This is a genomic window from Streptomyces sp. NWU339 (assembly GCF_003143855.1).
Lineage (GTDB): Bacteria > Actinomycetota > Actinomycetes > Streptomycetales > Streptomycetaceae > Streptomyces.
Genome location: NZ_QFRK01000011.1, coordinates 45,267 through 62,991, shown reverse-complemented (window position 1 = coordinate 62,991; position 17,725 = coordinate 45,267). Strand labels below are relative to the sequence as shown.

The 17,725-nt window shown below is 71.9% G+C and carries 15 protein-coding genes; 11 read left to right on the top strand and 4 right to left on the bottom strand.

What is annotated here, in order from left to right; translation table 11 throughout:
- Positions 1-223: 223 nt before the first annotated feature.
- The 5 genes from DIZ27_RS15865 to DIZ27_RS15845 all read left to right on the top strand — a co-directional run bounded on the left by DIZ27_RS15865 (position 224) and on the right by DIZ27_RS15845 (position 6,399).
- On the top strand, positions 224-916 hold the full coding sequence (locus DIZ27_RS15865; RefSeq protein ID WP_109379061.1) for a hypothetical protein: 693 nt from the start codon (positions 224-226) through the stop codon (positions 914-916).
- A gap of 95 nt (positions 917-1,011) precedes the next feature.
- Complete coding sequence (locus DIZ27_RS15860) at positions 1,012-1,857, top strand: DegV family protein (protein ID WP_109379060.1); 846 nt, start codon at positions 1,012-1,014, stop codon at positions 1,855-1,857.
- A gap of 115 nt (positions 1,858-1,972) precedes the next feature.
- On the top strand, positions 1,973-3,019 hold the full coding sequence (locus DIZ27_RS15855; protein ID WP_109379059.1) for a ComEA family DNA-binding protein: 1,047 nt from the start codon (positions 1,973-1,975) through the stop codon (positions 3,017-3,019).
- A complete protein-coding gene (locus tag DIZ27_RS15850; RefSeq protein ID WP_109379058.1) occupies positions 3,016-5,634 on the top strand; it encodes a ComEC/Rec2 family competence protein in 2,619 nt (872 codons plus the stop codon). The genes DIZ27_RS15855 and DIZ27_RS15850 overlap by 4 nt, the downstream gene beginning before the upstream one ends.
- A gap of 249 nt (positions 5,635-5,883) precedes the next feature.
- A complete protein-coding gene (locus DIZ27_RS15845; RefSeq protein ID WP_109379057.1) occupies positions 5,884-6,399 on the top strand; it encodes a DinB family protein in 516 nt (171 codons plus the stop codon).
- A gap of 198 nt (positions 6,400-6,597) precedes the next feature.
- Here DIZ27_RS15845 and DIZ27_RS15840 read toward each other — a convergent pair whose 3' ends face one another.
- Complete coding sequence (locus tag DIZ27_RS15840) at positions 6,598-7,350, bottom strand: TetR/AcrR family transcriptional regulator (protein WP_258308394.1); 753 nt, start codon at positions 7,348-7,350, stop codon at positions 6,598-6,600.
- A 129-nt stretch (positions 7,351-7,479) separates the two neighbouring features.
- Between DIZ27_RS15840 and DIZ27_RS15835 the strand changes: the two genes are divergently transcribed.
- From DIZ27_RS15835 to holA, 4 genes are all read left to right on the top strand, one after another.
- Positions 7,480-8,436 carry an ATP-binding cassette domain-containing protein gene (locus tag DIZ27_RS15835; protein WP_109379056.1) on the top strand — a complete coding sequence of 319 codons (957 nt, stop codon included), beginning with the start codon at positions 7,480-7,482 and terminating at the stop codon, positions 8,434-8,436.
- Positions 8,429-9,172: an ABC transporter permease gene (locus DIZ27_RS15830; RefSeq protein ID WP_258308392.1), complete on the top strand. Its 744-nt coding sequence runs from the start codon at positions 8,429-8,431 to the stop codon at positions 9,170-9,172. Before DIZ27_RS15835 ends, DIZ27_RS15830 begins: the two co-directional genes overlap by 8 nt.
- Before the next feature lie 58 nt (positions 9,173-9,230).
- Positions 9,231-9,485, top strand: coding sequence for a hypothetical protein (locus DIZ27_RS15825; protein WP_181383544.1), 255 nt, complete (start codon positions 9,231-9,233; stop codon positions 9,483-9,485).
- A gap of 61 nt (positions 9,486-9,546) precedes the next feature.
- Complete coding sequence (gene holA / locus DIZ27_RS15820) at positions 9,547-10,536, top strand: DNA polymerase III subunit delta (RefSeq protein ID WP_181383543.1); 990 nt, start codon at positions 9,547-9,549, stop codon at positions 10,534-10,536.
- Positions 10,537-10,746: 210 nt separating this feature from the next.
- Here holA and rpsT read toward each other — a convergent pair whose 3' ends face one another.
- Positions 10,747-11,013: a 30S ribosomal protein S20 gene (rpsT, locus tag DIZ27_RS15815; RefSeq protein WP_109379055.1), complete on the bottom strand. Its 267-nt coding sequence runs from the start codon at positions 11,011-11,013 to the stop codon at positions 10,747-10,749.
- Positions 11,014-11,277: 264 nt separating this feature from the next.
- On the opposite strand from rpsT, the gene lepA reads away from it, so the two are divergent.
- Together lepA and DIZ27_RS15805 are read left to right on the top strand one after the other, a co-directional pair.
- Positions 11,278-13,146, top strand: coding sequence for a translation elongation factor 4 (lepA, locus tag DIZ27_RS15810; RefSeq protein WP_109379054.1), 1,869 nt, complete (start codon positions 11,278-11,280; stop codon positions 13,144-13,146).
- A 338-nt stretch (positions 13,147-13,484) separates the two neighbouring features.
- Positions 13,485-15,359 (top strand): long-chain fatty acid--CoA ligase, encoded by a 1,875-nt coding sequence (locus DIZ27_RS15805; RefSeq protein ID WP_181383542.1) that lies wholly within the window; start codon positions 13,485-13,487, stop codon positions 15,357-15,359.
- A 78-nt stretch (positions 15,360-15,437) separates the two neighbouring features.
- Here the strand turns inward: DIZ27_RS15805 and DIZ27_RS15800 are convergent, their stop codons facing one another.
- Both DIZ27_RS15800 and DIZ27_RS15795 read right to left on the bottom strand, forming a co-directional pair.
- The gene (locus DIZ27_RS15800; RefSeq protein ID WP_109379052.1) at positions 15,438-16,700 is read right to left on the bottom strand and encodes an MFS transporter; all 1,263 of its coding nucleotides are present in this window, start codon (positions 16,698-16,700) and stop codon (positions 15,438-15,440) included.
- 30 nt (positions 16,701-16,730) lie between these two features.
- Positions 16,731-17,324 (bottom strand): helix-turn-helix domain-containing protein, encoded by a 594-nt coding sequence (locus tag DIZ27_RS15795; RefSeq protein ID WP_109379051.1) that lies wholly within the window; start codon positions 17,322-17,324, stop codon positions 16,731-16,733.
- Positions 17,325-17,725: the final 401 nt, after the last annotated feature.

Here is a 17,725-nt window from a genome sequence, read left to right as displayed (position 1 = left end):
GTGTCGTGTCGCCGTCACGCTGTGAAGCCGTAGCACTGCGGGCCGACCGGGCTGCTGAGCTGCTGGACCGCCGGGCCGCCGGGCTGCGGAACGGCGGGCTCGGGGTACTCCCCTACGGGCAGGTTCGGGGTTCTTCCGGAACTCCGGGCCTGCCCGTTGCGTTTACCTTTGAAGAGCGGCGCGGTGTGTGGCGGCAGGCCCCAGGGCCCGGAGGAGGAGTCTCGTGGAAGCAGTGATCGCAGTGTTGGCCCTGCTCTTCGTGCTCTTCGTCGTGCTCGGCGCGTATGCCACCGTGAAGGTCGTCGGCGCCGCCAAGCGCAGCGCGGACCGTCGCCTCACCCAGGCCCGCCGCACGGTCGAGGACCACACCCTGAAGGTCAAGTCCTTCGCCCAGTCCGGCCCGGCCGGCGAGATCGCCCAACTCCGGCTCACACTGCGTACCTCCATGCGCGCCACCCAGGACGCGCTGGAGGCCGGCGCCGCCGAGGACCAGTCCCTCAAGGAGTCCCTCGCCCTCTTCGAGCGGCTCAGCGCGCACGGGCACGAACTGGAGGGCGAACTCAGGCGCCTGGAGTCCGAGCCGGACCGCGGCACCCTCGGCAAGCGGCTGCCCGAACTGCGTGAGCGCACCAACCGCATCACACGGTCCGCGGACTCCCTGCGCTGGGCGGCCCGCGACCGAGCCCGCCACTTCGCGGACGACGACCTGGACTCCCTCAGCACCCAGATCGACATGGAGACCGGAGCCCTGCGGCACTGGACGACCACCGAGCAGCAGTCCGCCTCCGCACCCCGGTCCGCAGCGCCGGCCGAGGACGCCCCGGCAGCCGAACCGGCCCGCCCCGCCATCACACCGCCCGGACCGCGCCTCACCTATCCCTGGCAGAAGAAGCCCCGTCCGGAGAGCACCACTTGATCCGGTCGTTCCGGTCGTCGTGATCCGGACACGGTCCCGTCCGGCGCGCCGGTCCGGGCTGCAGCGGAGGCCGTACGCCAGGTAACCTCCAGCCCATGTCCCGCCATGTCGCCATCGTCACCGATTCAACGGCCTACCTTCCGGCCCGGACGATGGAGCGGCACGGCATCACCGCGGTACCCCTGACCGTGGTCCTGGGGGACCGCGCGCTGGAAGAGGGCACCGAGATCTCCACCCGCTCCCTCGCCGAGGCGCTGCAGAAACGGCGTCCGGTGACGACGTCCCGTCCCGGCCCCGAGGTCTTCGCCGAGACCTACCGCAAAGCCGCCGGGTCCGGCGCCACCGGCATCGTCTCCCTCCACCTCTCCGCCGAGCTCTCCGGCACCTACGACGCGGCGGTCGTCGCGGCCCGCGAGGCGCCGGTGCCGGTGCGGGTGGTGGACACCGGCATGATCGCCATGGCGCTCGGATTCTGCGCCCTCGCCGCGGCACAGGCCGCGGAGGCGGGCGGCACCGTGGACGACGCGGTCACGGCCGCGGAGAAGCGGGCGGCGAGCACCTCCGCGTACTTCTACGTCGACACCCTGGACTATCTGCGCCGCGGCGGACGCATCGGAGCCGCGCAGGCCCTGCTGGGATCGGCACTCGCCGTGAAGCCGCTGCTCCAGCTGGCGGGCGGCCGTATCGAACCCCTGGAGAAGGTGCGCACGGCATCGAAGGCCATCGCCCGCCTGGAGGAGATCGCGGCCGAGCGGGCGGGCGTCGCCGAGGTCGACGTCGCCGTCCACCACCTCGCCGCGCCGGACCGCGCGTCGGCCCTCGCGGACCGGCTGCGCACGCGGCTGCCCGGCCTGGCCGACCTGCATGTCAGCGAGGTCGGCGCGGTGATCGGCGCGCACACGGGACCCGGCCTGCTGGGGGTCGTGGTCTCGGCCCGATGAGGGGCTGCTGCCGAACTGGCGCGTCAGGGTGACGGAGTTGTCCACAACCAGCCGGTAATCCACGGAAAACGAGCAAGATCATCGCGAATGCGGTGATCTGCCCGATCATGCCGGCATGGCACTTCGATCACGTTCACACACAGCGACCGCGACCAGCGGGCCGGGCCGTGCACCCGCCTCAGACGGCCGCGCCCGTCACCGCCGACCGTCCGCCGCCGGGCCGGGGCCCGGGACAGACGGCCGGGTACGGCGCGGGTACCGGCACGAGCACCGGCACCGTGACGCCTCGGCGGAAGAGCTTCGGCGCCGGGCGGAGGTGCTGTTCGGTGAGCGGGGCGGGGGCGTCAGGGACATCAGGGGCGCCAGGGCCGTGCCGCGCTGGGCTGTGGGCGGCACGGATCCGGACCCGGCGGCGGAGCCGGACCCATCGGCTCCGGGGGAGCAGCGGCCGGCCGGTCGGACGGTGCTCGCACTGCGGGAGCGGTTGCCGCTGTGGGTGCGGACGCGGTGCGGGCTGGAGCGGCGGAGCGTGATCGTGTTGTCGGTGGTGCTCGTGGTGGCCGTGGGGTTCGCCGTACAGCACTTCTGGGGCGGGCGGGCCCAGCCGGTGCGGGTGCCGGAGGTGGTGGGGGCGGCCGTGCCCCACGACGAGAGCCGGTCGGCCGCCCCGGCCGGGGTCGGCGAACCCGCCGACACGGGTACTGCGGGGACGGCGGCCCCCGAGATCGTGGTCGATGTCGGCGGCAAGGTGCGTGACCCGGGCGTCCACCGTCTCCCGGCCGGCTCACGGGTCGCGGACGCGTTGCGGGCGGCGGGCGGAGTACGCCCCGGGACCAAGACCGACGGCCTCAACCGGGCCCGCTTCCTCGTGGACGGCGAGCAGGTGATCGTCGGCGGCCCGCCACCGGTGGCGGGCCCGGAGCCCGTGGCGGACGGCCCGGCCGGCACGGCGGCGGGAGCCGGGCCCACGGCACCGGTGTCCCTCAACACCGCCACCTCGGACCAGCTCGAGACCCTCCCGGGCGTCGGCCCCGTGCTGGCCCGGCACATCATCGAGTACCGCACCCGGAACGGCGGTTTCCGCTCAGTGGACGAACTGCGGGAAGTGAACGGCATCGGCGACCGCCGCTTCGCGGACCTGCGGAATCTCGTACGGCCATGAGGAGCCGGACGGTGGCGCCCGCCCTCACGGAACCCACCGCCGAGGGGCCCGCCACCCGGCTGTCCGTGCACGCCTCCTCCGGGAAGCGGCTCGGGGCCGCCCATCCGAGGCAGGAGGGACCGGCCGACCTGCGGCTCGTCCCACCCGCGCTGGCGGCCTGGGCCACGGCGGCGGTCATGCTGCACGCCCCGCCCGCCCGGGTGCTGGGCGCCGTGATCGCGTCCTTGGCGCTGGCCGCCGTCCTCCTCGCCCTGCGAAACCGCCGGGCGGGGCCGGGGCGTGCGCGTCTCTCCGGAGCCGCGGTACTGCTCTGCGTCGCCGCTGCCGCCTGTTCGGCGGGTCTGCACGGCGCGGATCTGCGGCGCGGCCCGGTGCCGGAGCTGGCGCGGGAGTACGCCGCCGTGACGGCCGAGGTCGAGATCACCTCCGACCCCCGCCTGACCCGGCCCAGGGCCGGCGGCAGCCGGCCGGTCCCGACGACGGTGCTCATCGAGGCCGAGGTGCGGCGGGTGGAGCGGGCAGGGCGGGGAGCCGCGGTGGCGACCCGGGCCCCGGTGCTGATGATGGTCGACGCCCGTCCGGCCGGGGACGGTGCGCCGGACGGACGGGTGCGCCCTGCCGAGGAACGCTCACCGTGGCTCGGACTGCTGCCGTCCACCCGGCTGCGGATCGAGGCCCGGCTCGCGCCCGCGACGGCGGGCGGTGACCGGTTCGCGGCCGTGCTGCGGGTCAAGGGCCGGGACGGACCGGAGACGGTGGGGGAGCCGTCGGGGCCGCAGCGGCTGGCGGGGCGGCTACGGGCCGGACTGCGGGCGGCGACCGACGGGCTGTCGACGGACGCGCGGGCCCTGCTGCCGGGGCTGGTCGTCGGCGACACCGCACGCGTCACCCCGGAACTCGAAGAGGCGTTCAAGGAGACCGACCTCACGCACACTTTGGCTGTTTCCGGGGCGAACTTCACCATCCTCCTCGCCCTGCTCCTCGGCCCGCCGGGCCTCGCCCAGTACGCCGAGCGCCGTGGTCTCGCCGCGCGCCTGGGCATCCCCCTGCGGACGACTGCGCTGCTCGGCGGGGTGATCTCGCTCGGGTTCGTCGTCGTGTGCCGGCCGGATCCGAGTGTGCTGCGGGCCGCGGCCTGCGGATCCGTCGCGCTGCTCGCGCTCGCCACCGGCCGCCGCAGATCGCTGATCCCGGCGCTGGCGACGGCCGTTCTGCTGCTGGTGCTCTACGACCCGTGGCTGGCCCGCACCTACGGCTTCCTGCTCTCCGTGCTGGCCACCGGCGCCCTGCTCACACTCGCCCCGCGCTGGAGCGCAGGCCTGCGACGGCGCGGAGTGCCGCCACGGCTCGCGGAGGCGCTGGCCGCCGCGGGTGCAGCGCAGGCGGTGTGCGCGCCGGTGGTCGTCGTCCTGTCGGCGCGGGTGAGCCTGGTGGCGGTGCCGTGCAATCTCCTCGCGGAGTTCGCGCTCGCACCGGCCACCGTGCTGGGCTTCCTGGCGCTGGCCACCGCCCTGCTGGCGATACCGCTGGCGAAGGCGCTCGCCTGGTGCGCGAGTTGGCCCGTGGAGTGGATCGCACAGATCGCCCGGACCGGGGCCGCGCTGCCCGGCGCCGGAGTCGACTGGCCGGGCAGCTGGGCCGGGGCGGCACTGCTCGGGGCGCTCACCCCGGTCGCGCTGCTGGCCGGCCGGAGGCTGCTGGGACACCCCTGGTGGTGCGCGATCTGCGCGCTGCTCCTGGCCCTCCTGGTGGTGCGGCCACCGCCGCTGACCCGGGTGATCACGGGCTGGCCGCCGCCGGGCTGGCGGCTGGTGATGTGCGACGTGGGCCAGGGCGACGCGATGGTGCTGGCGGCGGGCGAGGACGCGGGGGTGGTCGTGGACGCCGGCCCGGACCCGGCACTGGTGGACCGCTGCCTGCGCTCCCTCGGCATCACCCGCGTCCCGCTGGTCGTGCTGACCCACTTCCACGCCGACCATGTGGCGGGCCTGCCCGGCGTACTGCGCGGACGCTCGGTGGGCGCGATCACGACCACGGGGCTGGAGGAGCCCGCCGACCAGGCCCGCTTCGTACGAAGACTCGCGACCGACCGGCGCCTGCCGATGACGCGCGCCGCCGCCGGGGAGCGGCGGCGCACGGGAGACCTGTCCTGGGAGGTGGTGTGGCCACCACCGAGCCCCCGGCAGCCCGCAGCGCCCACGACCCCGCAGTCCTGGGCCCCGCAGCCGGAGGGCCCGAACGACGCCAGCGTGGCCATGCTCGTCCGGACGGCCGGCCTGCGCCTGCTGCTGCTCGGCGACCTGGAACCGCCCGCCCAGCGGGCCCTGGCCAGGTCACCCGTGGCGGGGCGACTGGCCGACGTCGACATCCTGAAGGTCGCCCACCACGGCTCTGCCTTCCAGGACCCCGGCCTCCTGCACCGGATGTCACCCCGGCTGGCCCTGATCTCCGCAGGCCGCGACAACACCTACGGCCACCCGGCCCCGACCACACTCGCCGCCCTGCGCAACACCGGCACCGCGGTCCTGCGAACCGACCGCGACGGCACGATCGCGGTCCTCGGCGACGAGGACGGCAAGGACGGCAGGAGGGGCCTGCGCGTGGCCCGACACTGAGGAACTGACACTTCCCGACGTCGGCTGCCGGCCGTGGGGAGTACCTGGCCGAGTGCGCCCCTGCACGTCGGCGGCCGTCCGGCCACTGATGCGTTCCCCTCCGGGACCTTTGTCCCTGATGACCAGGTCCTGTCCGGCGGATCTTGTGCCCGGTTCACAGCCGGGCTTGGCGCAGGGCGGAGCTCATGGCCATGCGCAGCCGAAAAAGGTGGCGACAGCCGGAAACCGGGCACGCTAGCGTCCGCAGGCATGTCTCCTTCACTCGAACGTCCCCCTTTTCAGGCCGACGAGCGAACCGCGCTCCTTGGCTGGCTGAACCTCCAGCGGCAGATTCTGCGATGGAAGTGCGAGGGACTGAGCGAGGCGGACGCGCACCGCTCCGTCATCCCGACCTCGCCGGCGATGACGATGGCCGGGCTCATCAGCCATATGCGGTGGGTCGAGCACACCTGGCTGGAGGTGCTGTTCCTCGGTGGTGACGAGACGCAGAACCCGTCCTTCGGCGAGACGGACGAGGACGCCGACTGGCGCACCGACGGCGCCACGCTGAAGCAGCTGCTCGCGGGTTACGAGGCCCAGTGCGCCCGAAGCGACGAGATCGTTGCCGCGGCCTCCCTGGACGACGTCGGTCGCCACCCCGGCTACCGCTCGGGCAAGGCCAACCTCCGCTGGATGCTCATCCACCTGGTCGAGGAGACCGGACGGCACGCAGGGCATGCGGACATCGTGCGGGAGCTGCTCGACGGGGCGAAGGGGTACTACTAGCTCTCCGCAGATCGAGACCGGAGCCGGAGCCGGACCGTGGCAGCGGTGACGGTGCCGGGGAAGACATGGGCGGGCTTGTCGGATCTTGTCGTCACTGCCCGGAAGTTCTCGACTGCCACGAGCGTGCACGGTGGAGCACGGGCCCTTCCCCGGTCTGCCCGAAGGCAGGCCGGTGGGAGTTGAACAAGGCGTGCGCCGTCAGCGTCGCGACTCGATCAGGACCTCGATCCCGTCGAGCACCCGGTCGAGCCCGAAGTCGAACTCGGTGTCGGCCTCGTCCCCGTACTCGAGCACGCCCGAGGCGAGGAGCCGTGTGATGGCGGGGTGCCGCTCGGCGTCGGTGAGCGCCCCGAGCGCCGCCGCGTAGCGCCGCAGCGACTCGTCGGGCCCGACCCCGCTCGCTCGCATCCCGGCCTCCAGGTCGGACATCAGTACGGACTCATTCCGTACGTAGCCGCCCACCAGCATCAGCACGGAGAGCTTCTCCTCCTCGCGCAACCCGGTGCCGTCCAGGCCCGCCAGCGCCGCTTCCATCCAGGCCAGGGAGTTGGGGCCGATGGGCGGTCCCGAGGTCGGGATGCGCAGCAGCCACAGGTTCTGCCGGAAGACCGCCCGCTGTGCCCGCGCCCACCACGCGAGGTACTCGCGCCACCCGGTACCGGCTGCCGGCGCCTCGGGCGGCGCGCCCACGGCCGCTTCCTGCATCAGCACATAGAGCTCGTCCTTGGCATCGACATAGCGGTAGAGCGACATGGGCGAGACGCCGAGCTCCTTGGCGACCCGCCCCATGGACACCGCGCCGAGCCCCTCGGCGGCCGCGACCCGGACGGCCGTGTCGACGATCCGGTCGAGGCTCAGTCCGGGCCGCGGCCCCTTCGCGGGGCGTTCGCGCAGCCCCCAGGCCACTTCGAGGCTGGCGGGCAGCCCCGTCCCGCTCTCCGTGTCTGCCACGTACGCCTCCCTCGCAGCCCCGGCCGGCACCCGGTCTCCCTCCCGGGCTTGACGCACATCCTATTTCTGCGTAACCCTTACACAGTAAAGCGTAAGGGTTACGCAGTTGATGAACGGAGATGAGGGGCGATGCCAGAGCACCCGTCCGCCGTGCCCCCGGCCATCGAGGCCACCGGCCTGGTCAAGTCCTACGGCGACCTACAGGTCCTGCGCGGTGTGGACCTCACTGTTCCGCGTGGCGCCGTACACGCGCTGCTCGGACCCAACGGCGCGGGCAAGACCACCGCCGTACGCATCCTGGCCACGCTCACGACCGCCGACGCGGGCACGGCCCGGGTGGCAGGCCACGACATCCGCACCGCGCGCTCCCTGGTCCGCCGGGCGATCAGCCTGACCGGCCAGTTCGCGGCGGTCGACGAGATGCAGACGGGTGCCGAGAACCTGCGCATGATGGCCCGCCTGGCGCGCCACGGCCGCGCGGCCGCACGCGTCAGAGCGGCGGAACTCCTCGACCGCTTCGACCTCACCGATGCGGCCGACCGCCTGGCGAAGACGTACTCCGGAGGCATGCGCCGCCGCCTGGACCTGGCCGCCTCCCTGGTCGGCGACCCCGAGGTGATCTTCCTCGACGAGCCGACCACGGGCCTGGACCCCCGCAGCCGCGCCGCCCTCTGGGACGTCGTACGCGAACTGTCCGCCCAAGGCGCCACGGTCTTCCTGACCACCCAGTACCTGGAAGAAGCCGACCGGTTGGCGGACCGCATCGCGGTACTGGACAAGGGCGCCCTGGTGGCCGAAGGCACCTCGGCCGAGCTGAAACGACGCGTCGCGGGCCACCGCCTCGATCTGGTCCTCGCCGACTCGGTGAGCTATCTGCGCCTGGTGCCCCGGGCGATCTGCGCCGACCCCGACACCCGCACCCTGGGCATCCCCACCGACGGCTCGGCCGCCCACATCCGCGCCCTGCTGGACGAGTTGGACCCCACCCGCACCACCATCTCGAGCTTCTCCGTCCACACGGCGACCCTCGACGACGTCTTCCTCGAGCTCACCCGATCCCCCGCCGCGGAGCCCACCCATGTCTGACGCCCTGATCATGACCGGCCGCTCACTGCGCCTGAGCCGCCGCAACGTCGACGCGCTCATCACCTCGCTGGCTCTTCCGGTGATGATCCTGCTGATCTTCGTCTACTTCTTCGGCGGCGCGATCGACACCGGGACCCAGTACGTCACTTACGTGGTCCCCGGCGTCCTCCTCCTCTGCGCGGGCTTCGGCTCGGCCAACACGGCGATGGCGGTGGCGGAGGACCTCAAGGGCGGCATCATCGACCGCTTCCGCTCCCTGGACATCGGCGGCACCCCGATCCTCACCAGCCACGTCCTGGCCTCGGCGGCCCGCAACTTGCTGGCCACCGTCCTGGTCCTCTGCCTCGCCTTCGCCATCGGCTTCCGTCCCTCGGCCACCCCCTCGGGCTGGCTGGCGGCAACCGCCGTCCTGCTGATCTACATCCTCGCCCTGTCCTGGTTCTCGGCCGCGATCGGCCTCTTCGTCAAGTCTCCCGAAGCGGCAGGCGGCTTCACCTTCTTCGTCAGCTTCCTCCCCTACCCCAGCAGTGCCTTCGTCCCCACCGGCACGATGCCCGGCTGGCTCCAGGGCTTCGCGGCCCATCAACCGGTGACCAAGGTGATCGAGGCGCTTCGAGGGCTACTGCTCGGGCAGCCGGTGGGAGCCACTCCGTGGGTGGCGCTGGCTTGGTGTGCGGGGATCCTGGTGGTTTCGGTGGGGGCTTCGGGAGTTCTGTTCCGGAGGCGGACGGTGTGAGAGGCGACACCTGCCGTGTGGCCGGGCGGATCCTGCCCAAGGGCTGACGCCCGACACAATGGCTGCCGTGAGCGATGTGAGACATGTGCTGGTGCTGCCCGACCGTGAGGCCGCGGAGGAGGTGGCGGAGGCGCTCGGGGAGAGCTTCGGTGTCGACGAGGAGCCGCGGCTCGTCCGGGACGCGCTGGCCGGTGAGGACGACGCCGAGGACGCCCAGTGGCTCGTCGTCCTGCGGGACGAGGGGCAGCGGCTGGACCCCGGTGAACTGGACGAGTTCGCAGCCCGGTGGGACGGCTGGCGGGAGGAGCCCTGACCCGGCGGCACCGTGATGCCGGGAACCGTCGCTGTCGGTGGTGCGTGGGATGCTTGTCGCGATGGCCAGGAAGACAGCTCAAGACGACCCTCTCGTCCCGGTGACGCTCGCCGTGGGCCAGGAGGACCTCCTGCTCGACCGTGCCGTGCGGGAGGTGGTGGCCGCCGCGAAGGCCGCCGACGCCGACACGGACGTACGGGACCTCACCCCGGACCAGCTCCAGCCCGGCACCCTCGCCGAGCTGACCAGTCCGTCGCTCTTCGCCGAGCGCAAGGTCGTGGTCGTACGCAACGCGCAGGACCTGTCGGCCGACACCGTCAAGGACGTGAAGGCGTATCTCGGGGCGCCCGCCGAGGAGATCACCCTGGTCCTGCTGCACGCGGGTGGTGCCAAGGGCAAGGGGCTGCTCGACGCGGCGCGCAAGGCGGGGGCGCGGGAGGTGGCCTGCCCGAAGATGACGAAGCCGGCCGACCGGCTGGCCTTCGTGCGGGGCGAGTTCCGGGCCGCCGGGAGATCGGCCACACCGGAGGCGTGCCAGTCGCTGGTCGACGCCATCGGCAGCGATCTGCGGGAACTGGCCTCGGCGGTGTCCCAGCTGACGGCGGACATCGAGGGGACGATCGACGAGGCGGTCGTCGGCCGGTACTACACCGGGCGGGCCGAGGCGTCGAGCTTCACGGTCGCCGACCGCGCGGTGGAGGGACGGGCGACGGAGGCGCTGGAGGCGCTGCGCTGGTCGCTGGCGACGGGGGTGGCGCCGGTGCTGATCACCAGCGCGCTGGCCCAGGGCGTGCGGGCGATCGGAAAGCTGTTGTCGGCGCGCGGCGGCAGACCGGCCGATCTGGCGCGGGAGCTGGGCATGCCGCCGTGGAAGATCGACCGGGTGCGGCAGCAGATGCGGGGCTGGACCCCTGACGGCGTGTCCGTCGCGCTGCGGGCCGTGGCCGAGGCGGACGCCGGGGTCAAGGGCGGCGGGGACGACCCGGAGTACGCCCTGGAGAAGGCGGTCGTCACCATCGCGCGCGCGGCGCGGTCGCGGGGACGGGCGTAGGGGGGCCCGCTGCCCCCGCCGGGAGCCCGGCCGTACAAGCCGAGGACCCCGTCCGTCCCCCGGGGAAGGGGGACGGACGGGGTCCTCGGTCGAAGCACGGAGCTCGTACCCGCGTGGCGAACGCAGGCCGCGTACGAGCTCGGGGTGCCGGTCGGGGGCGGAGAGAGAGGGCCCGCCCGGGTCCTTCCGGCGATCAGATCAAAGAGTGGTTCAGCCCTTGAGGGAAGCGACCTTCAGCGCCAGCGCCGACTTCTTGTTGGCGGCCTGGTTCTTGTGGATGACGCCCTTGGAGACGGCCTTGTCGAGCTGACGCGCGGCGACGCGCTGGTACTCGGTGGCCTTCTCGGCGTCACCCGCGGCGACGGCCTCGCGGGTCTTGCGGATCGCGGTCTTCAGAGAGGACTTGACGGCCTTGTTGCGCAGCCGGGCCTTCTCGTTGGTCTTGTTCCGCTTGATCTGGGACTTGATGTTCGCCACGAATGAGCCTCTACAGGTTCTGGCACGGGCCGCAGGGGTCCCGCACCGGTGATTGCTTTCCGACGTGCCCCGTACCGAGAGGGCAAGAGACACAACCCCCCACACTACCAGCGGCCCGATCAGCGGCCCAAACCCGTCCCGCGGACCCACCCGGAGGACGCCGCCCGGGGGAGCTCACCCCGCACCCGTGGGACGATGGAAGCTACGTAACGATCCGACCCGAGACCGCAGACACTGCGGACGCCTCAAGAATCAGGACCCTGCGTGCCCGCGACCCCCAGCCACGTGCCCGAGCCGAGCCGTACCGACCCGGCTCTGATCCGCAACTTCTGCATCATCGCGCACATCGACCACGGCAAGTCCACGCTCGCCGACCGGATGCTCCAGCTGACCGGTGTGGTCGAGCAGCGGCAGATGCGTGCCCAGTACCTCGACCGCATGGACATCGAGCGTGAGCGCGGCATCACGATCAAGTCCCAGGCGGTGAGGCTGCCGTGGGCGCCCACCGACGACAAGGGCAGCACGCACATCCTCAACATGATCGACACGCCGGGGCACGTCGACTTCACCTATGAGGTGTCGCGGTCGCTCGCCGCCTGCGAGGGCACGGTCCTGCTGGTGGACGCCGCCCAGGGCATCGAGGCGCAGACCCTCGCCAACCTGTACCTGGCGATGGAGAACGACCTCACGATCATCCCGGTGCTCAACAAGATCGACCTGCCGGCCGCGCAGCCCGAGAAGTTCGCCGAGGAGCTCGCCAACCTGGTCGGCTGCGAGCCCGACGACGTGCTGAAGGTGTCCGCCAAGACCGGGCTCGGCGTCGAGGCGCTGCTCGACCGGGTGGTCGCCGACATCCCCGCCCCGGTCGGCGTCAAGGACGCCCCGGCCCGCGCGATGATCTTCGACTCGGTGTACGACTCGTACCGCGGTGTGGTGACGTACGTCCGGGTCATCGACGGCCAGCTCAACAAGCGTGAGCGCATCCGGATGATGTCCACGGGCGCGACGCACGAGCTGCTGGAGATCGGTACGAACTCGCCGGAGATGCTGTCCTCCGACGGCCTCGGCGTCGGCGAGGTGGGCTACCTCATCACCGGCGTGAAGGACGTCCGTCAGTCCAAGGTCGGTGACACCGTCACCAGCCAGCACGGGGGAGCCGAGGAGGCGCTGGGCGGCTACAAGGAGCCCAAGCCCATGGTCTTCTCCGGCCTGTACCCGCTGGACGGCTCCGACTACCCCGAGCTGCGCGAGGCGCTGGACAAGCTCCAGCTCAACGACGCGGCCCTGGTCTACGAGCCGGAGACGTCCGCAGCCCTCGGATTCGGCTTCCGCGTCGGCTTCCTGGGCCTGCTGCACCTCGACGTGATCCGCGAGCGGCTGGAGCGCGAGTTCGGGCTCGACCTGATCGCCACCGCACCCAACGTGGTGTACCGCGTGATCATGGAGGACGGCACCGAGCACACCGTCACCAACCCGAGCGAGTTCCCCGAGGGGAAGATCGACGAGGTCTTCGAGCCGGTGGTGCGGGCCACGATCCTCGCGCCCACCGAGTTCATCGGCGCGATCATGGAGCTGTGCCAGACCCGGCGCGGCACCCTGCTCGGCATGGACTACCTCTCCGAGGACCGGGTCGAGATCCGCTACACGCTGCCGCTCGCGGAGATCGTCTTCGACTTCTTCGACCAGCTGAAGTCCAAGACCCGCGGCTACGCCTCGCTCGACTACGAGCCCACCGGCGAGCAGAGCAGCTCCCTCGTCAAGGTCGACATCCTGCTGCACGGCGACAAGGTGGACGCCTTCTCGGTGATCACCCACAAGGACCAGGCGTACGCGTACGGCGTGCGGCTCGTCGCCAAGCTGCGGGAGCTGATCCCGCGGCAGAACTTCGAGGTGCCCGTTCAGGCCGCCATCGGTTCCCGGGTGATCGCCCGCGAGACCATCCGCGCCATCCGCAAGGACGTCCTCGCCAAGTGCTACGGCGGTGACATCTCGCGTAAGCGCAAGCTGCTGGAGAAGCAGAAGGAGGGCAAGAAGCGGATGAAGATGGTGGGTGCCGTGGAGGTCCCGCAGGAGGCCTTCATCGCCGTCCTCTCCAGCGACGACAGCGCGGGGTCGGGCAAGGGCAAGAAGTAACCGGGGTCACCGGGGGTTGCCGGGGGCCAGCCCGTGAGCCGGAGGGAGAGGGGCCCGACGCGCGCAGGCGCGTCGGGCCCCCACGCGTCGGTCGTCACAGTGGATCAAAACCGCGGATCAAAGGGGCCTCTGTGCGAAGTGACAGGCCGTGGCCCCTTACGAAGCTGACGGTCGGCCTCTACTCTGTCCCTGCCCGACGGTTACTCATGAGTTAAACAAGGCCATGCGAGCGTAACCAGTCGATCACCAGCCGAAACCGAGCCGATACCCGACCGATCACCAGCCGCACACCAGTCACATCTGAGCCAGCCGCACCGTCGCGGGCCCCGGAGGATGTCTTGAGCGACACACTGACTTTGATCGAGAACCGGCCGCCGAGCGTGGCGACCCTCTTCCTGGAGCGTGTCGCCGCCACACCGGACGCCGAGGCGTACCGCTATCCCGTCCCGTCCGCCACCGGTGAGGGCCCCGACGACTGGAAGTCGTTGACCTGGGCCGAGGCCGCCCGGCGGGTCAGTGCCATCGCGGCCGGGCTGATCGAGCTGGGCGTACAGCCGGAGGAGCGGGTCGCCCTCGCGTCCGCCACCCGGGTCGAATGGATCCTCGCCGACCTCGGCATCATGTGCGCGGGCGCCGCCACCACCACGGTCTACCCGCAGACGAACCTCGACGAGTCCGCGTACATCCTGTCGGACTCCGGCAGCCGGGTGCTGATCGCGGAGAACGCCGAGCAGGTGGCCAAGGCGGTCGCGAAGCGCGCCGAGCTGCCCCGGCTCGACCACGTCGTGGTCATCGACGCGACCGGCGTCGAGACCGATGACTGGGTGATCAGCCTCGCCGAGCTGGAGCGCCGCGGCGCGGCCCGGCTGGAGAAGGACGCCGGGCTGGTCAAGGAGCGGGTCGCCGCGATCACCAAGGACCAGCTGGCCACCCTCATCTACACCTCCGGCACCACCGGCCGCCCCAAGGGCGTGCGCCTGCCGCACGACAACTGGTCGTACCTGGCGAAGGCGATCGCCGCCACCGGCCTGCTCGACGGCGACGACGTGCAGTACCTGTGGCTGCCGCTCGCGCACGTCTTCGGCAAGGTGCTGACCTCCGGCCACATCGAGGTCGGCCACATCACCGCGGTCGACGGCCGGGTCGACAAGATCATCGAGAACCTGCCGGTGGTGCGGCCGACCTACATGGCGGCCGTGCCCCGCATCTTCGAGAAGGTCTACAACGGGGTCGCCGCCAAGGCACGGGCGGGCGGCGGCGCCAAGTACAAGATCTTCCAGTGGGCCGCCGACGTCGCCCGCGAGTACGCCAAGGCCACGCAGGACAACTTCCGCCGCACCGGCACCGCCAGTGCCCCCTTCGGCCTCACCGCGAAGCACAACGTCGCCGACAAGCTGGTCTACGCCAAGATCCGCGAGGCATTCGGCGGCAACCTGCGCGCCTGCATCTCCGGTTCGGCGGCCCTGGCCCCGGACATCGGCTACTTCTTCGCCGGCGCCGGCATCCACATCCTGGAGGGCTACGGCCTCACCGAGTCCTCCGCGGCCTCCTTCGTCAACCCGGGCGAGGCCTACCGCACCGGCACCGTCGGCAAGCCGCTGCCCGGCACCGAGGTCCGCATCGCCGACGACGGCGAGATCCTGCTGCGCGGCCCCGGCATCATGGAGGGCTACCACGGGCTCCCCGAGAAGACCGCCGAGGTGCTGGAGTCCGACGGCTGGTTCCACACCGGCGACATCGGCGAGCTGTCGCCCGACGGCTATCTGCGCATCACCGACCGCAAGAAGGACCTCATCAAGACGTCCAGCGGCAAGTACATCGCGCCCGCCGAGGTCGAGGGACTGTTCAAGGCGGTGTGCCCGTACGTCTCCAACATCCTGGTGCACGGCGCCGACCGGAACTACTGCACCGCCCTCATCGCCCTCGACGAGGCCGCGATCACGGCCTGGGCCGCCGAGAACGGCCTGGGCGGCAAGCCGTACGCGGACATCGTCGCGGCGCCCGCGACGGTCGAGATGGTCGACGGCTACGTCAAGCAGCTCAACGAGGGCCTGCAGCGCTGGCAGACCATCAAGAAGTTCCGCCTCCTGCCGCGCGACCTCGACATCGAGCACGGCGAGATCACCCCGAGCCTGAAGCTGAAGCGCCCGGTCGTGGAGCGCGAGTACAAGCACCTCATCAACGAGATGTACACGGGCGCGCGGGAGGCGTGACCCGCAGGGGGCGACCCGTGGGGCGTGAGCCCGGAGCCGGGGTCACCGGACCGAACCGGTCGGGTGGCCTCGGGGCGGTCACACTGTGCGTTGCCGGGGCAGTTCGGCTCGCCGCACCGGGCCGGAGGCCAGGGCGATGGCGACGCCCAAGCCGGCGAAGGCGCCGCAGCCGATGAACACCGGGGCGGTGCCCCAGGCTCCGACGGCGGCGCCGACCAGCGGGTAGCCGAGGGGTGCGAGACCGACCATGGTGAGCATGACGACGGAGGTGACCCGGCCGAGGTAGGCGGGGTCTGCCGCGGTCTGTGTGAGGGTGCTGGCCAGACTGCCGAAGACGCCCGCGCTCAGTCCGATGACCACCGCCAGCACCACGGCGGTCCAAAGGGCCGGGACCAAGGCGATGGTGGCCGCTCCCGTGCAGGCCACGAGCAGGGTCCCGGCCAGCATCAGGCCGGCGCGGGGCAGCCAGCCGACGATGGCGAGCAACGCGGCGCCGGCCGCCGCTCCCGCGCCGAAACCGCCGACGATCCAGCCGTAGCCGGAAGGGCCCCAGCCGCGCTCGGCGTTGAGGAGCACCATGCCGACGTTGAGAGTGCCGACCAGGCCCAGCTCGCAGACGGCGCCGGTGATGACGAGCGGGCCGATGAGGCGGTGGCGGCGGATGTAGCGCAGGCCGTCGAGAAGGTCCTTCCACGCCGTGCCGGGTTCCGGCTGTTCCTCGCCGTGCTCCGCGAGGGGCCGTATCCGTATCGTCAGCAGGAGCGGCAGGGACAACGCGAAGAGGAAGCCCGCGACGGTGAAGGCGGCCGCCGCGCCGCCGAGTCCCATGGCCAGGCCGCCGATGGGCGGGCCCGCGACCTGGCTGAGGCGCATGGACAGGGAGCGCATGCCGGTGACCCGGGCGAGCTGGTCGGCGCTGGTGATCCGCGGCGGGAGGGCCCCGATCGCGGGTACGAACAGCGCGTCCACGGCGCCGAAGACGAGTGCCACCGCGACCAGGAGCCACAGGGTCGGCGCGGTCAGTGCGATCGCGGCGGCCACCGAGAGGACGAGGAGACAGCGCAGTGCGTCGCTGCCGAGAAGGACGCGGCGCGGGTCGAGACGATCGGCCAGCACACCTCCGCCCAGCATCAGTAACGCCCGTGGCAGTGCCGCGGCGGCCATGACGAGGCCGACCTCGGTGGGGCCGGCGGCCTTCTGGGCGGACCAGCCGAGGGCGACGAAGTACACGCTGTCACCGGCGAGGGAAGCGGTGTGGGCGGTGAGCCAGCGCAGCACATTGCCGTCGCGATAGGCCGGTCTGGTGGCGTGTTCGGGCAGGGCTGTCTCTGCGGTGACCATGTCGGGCTCCAGGAGTCGGGGACGGCCGTGTCAGGGCCGGAACGGGAAGCCGTAGAGGTGCACGGACACGTGCTCGCGGTCAGCTGTGTCGCCGGCCGCCCCGGCGGCCTTGCCGCGCTCCCGCCAGCGGCGGGCCAGCGCCTCGAGCTCGGCGCTCATCTCGGCGAGTTCGGCGGGGGTCAGGTCGAGCATCCATTCGGAGCTGAACGCGGCGTCGGTCCACGCCTTGCCCCAGGCGGCCGTCTGGTCCAGGTACGCGCGGTACTGGGCGGTGCGGGTGTCGAGGATGCCGCGGGTCACCGCGCCGACGGCAGTGGCCCCTTCGGGCGTGTCCGCGAAGTCCGAGTTGCGGAAGCCCCAGCCCTCCTCCGACGCCACCTGCCACCACCGCTCACGGCCGTCGGTGCTCCGGCCGCTCGCCTCGGTCACGAAGCCGTGCTCGGCGAGCTTGCGCAGGTGGTAACTGACCAGCGACGGCGCCTGGTCGACCTGCTCGGCGAGCTGGGACGCGGTCGCGGTGCCCGCGGCGTACAGCAGCCGGTAGAGCTGCATCCGCAGGGGGTTGGTGAACGCCTTCAGCCGGGACAGGTCGGTGATCCGCTCGTACTCGTGCTTCGGTCGCATGCCCTCACCGTAAGTGTGAAGCATAATTTGCGCAATATATATTTCGGATCTGTGGCGACAGGAAGCCCGGCTCCGTAGGGGGACTCGCCGGGGCATGCAACTGCCCGTCCCGGTGGCGACTCCATGGTCGACTGGCGAGCGGCCGGGGCCCGTTTCTTGCCGATCGGGCAGGCGACACCCATGGGGCGATGGGTTTCGCTGAGACCGGCGGCCGCCCATGGTGTGTTCGGACTGCACTGCCGGCGTGGCCGGTTGGGAGAGCTGCGATGAAGGCCGTGGCCGACCGTGCCCGAGACCCTGGAGGCCGCCCGGGCCGAGGTCCACCTCGCCACGGCCCTGGTGCAGTGGTCCGTCTCCGGAGCCGTGGTCCACACCCCCTGAGTACGGACATGCATCCGGCC

What these genes read in the sequence shown, in the direction of transcription:
- DIZ27_RS15860 (WP_109379060.1), top strand. Translation starts at nt 1,012, where the DNA reads ATGTCCCGCCATGTCGCCATCGTCACCGATTCAACGGCCTACCTTCCG.
- DIZ27_RS15855 (WP_109379059.1), top strand. Translation starts at nt 1,973, where the DNA reads ATGGCACTTCGATCACGTTCACACACAGCGACCGCGACCAGCGGGCCG.
- DIZ27_RS15850 (WP_109379058.1), top strand. Translation starts at nt 3,016, where the DNA reads ATGAGGAGCCGGACGGTGGCGCCCGCCCTCACGGAACCCACCGCCGAG.
- DIZ27_RS15845 (WP_109379057.1), top strand. Translation starts at nt 5,884, where the DNA reads ATGTCTCCTTCACTCGAACGTCCCCCTTTTCAGGCCGACGAGCGAACC.
- DIZ27_RS15835 (WP_109379056.1), top strand. Translation starts at nt 7,480, where the DNA reads ATGCCAGAGCACCCGTCCGCCGTGCCCCCGGCCATCGAGGCCACCGGC.
- DIZ27_RS15830 (WP_258308392.1), top strand. Translation starts at nt 8,429, where the DNA reads ATGTCTGACGCCCTGATCATGACCGGCCGCTCACTGCGCCTGAGCCGC.
- DIZ27_RS15825 (WP_181383544.1), top strand. Translation starts at nt 9,231, where the DNA reads ATGGCTGCCGTGAGCGATGTGAGACATGTGCTGGTGCTGCCCGACCGT.
- holA (WP_181383543.1), top strand. Translation starts at nt 9,547, where the DNA reads ATGGCCAGGAAGACAGCTCAAGACGACCCTCTCGTCCCGGTGACGCTC.
- DIZ27_RS15800 (WP_109379052.1), bottom strand. Translation starts at nt 16,700, where the DNA reads ATGGTCACCGCAGAGACAGCCCTGCCCGAACACGCCACCAGACCGGCC.
- DIZ27_RS15795 (WP_109379051.1), bottom strand. Translation starts at nt 17,324, where the DNA reads ATGCGACCGAAGCACGAGTACGAGCGGATCACCGACCTGTCCCGGCTG.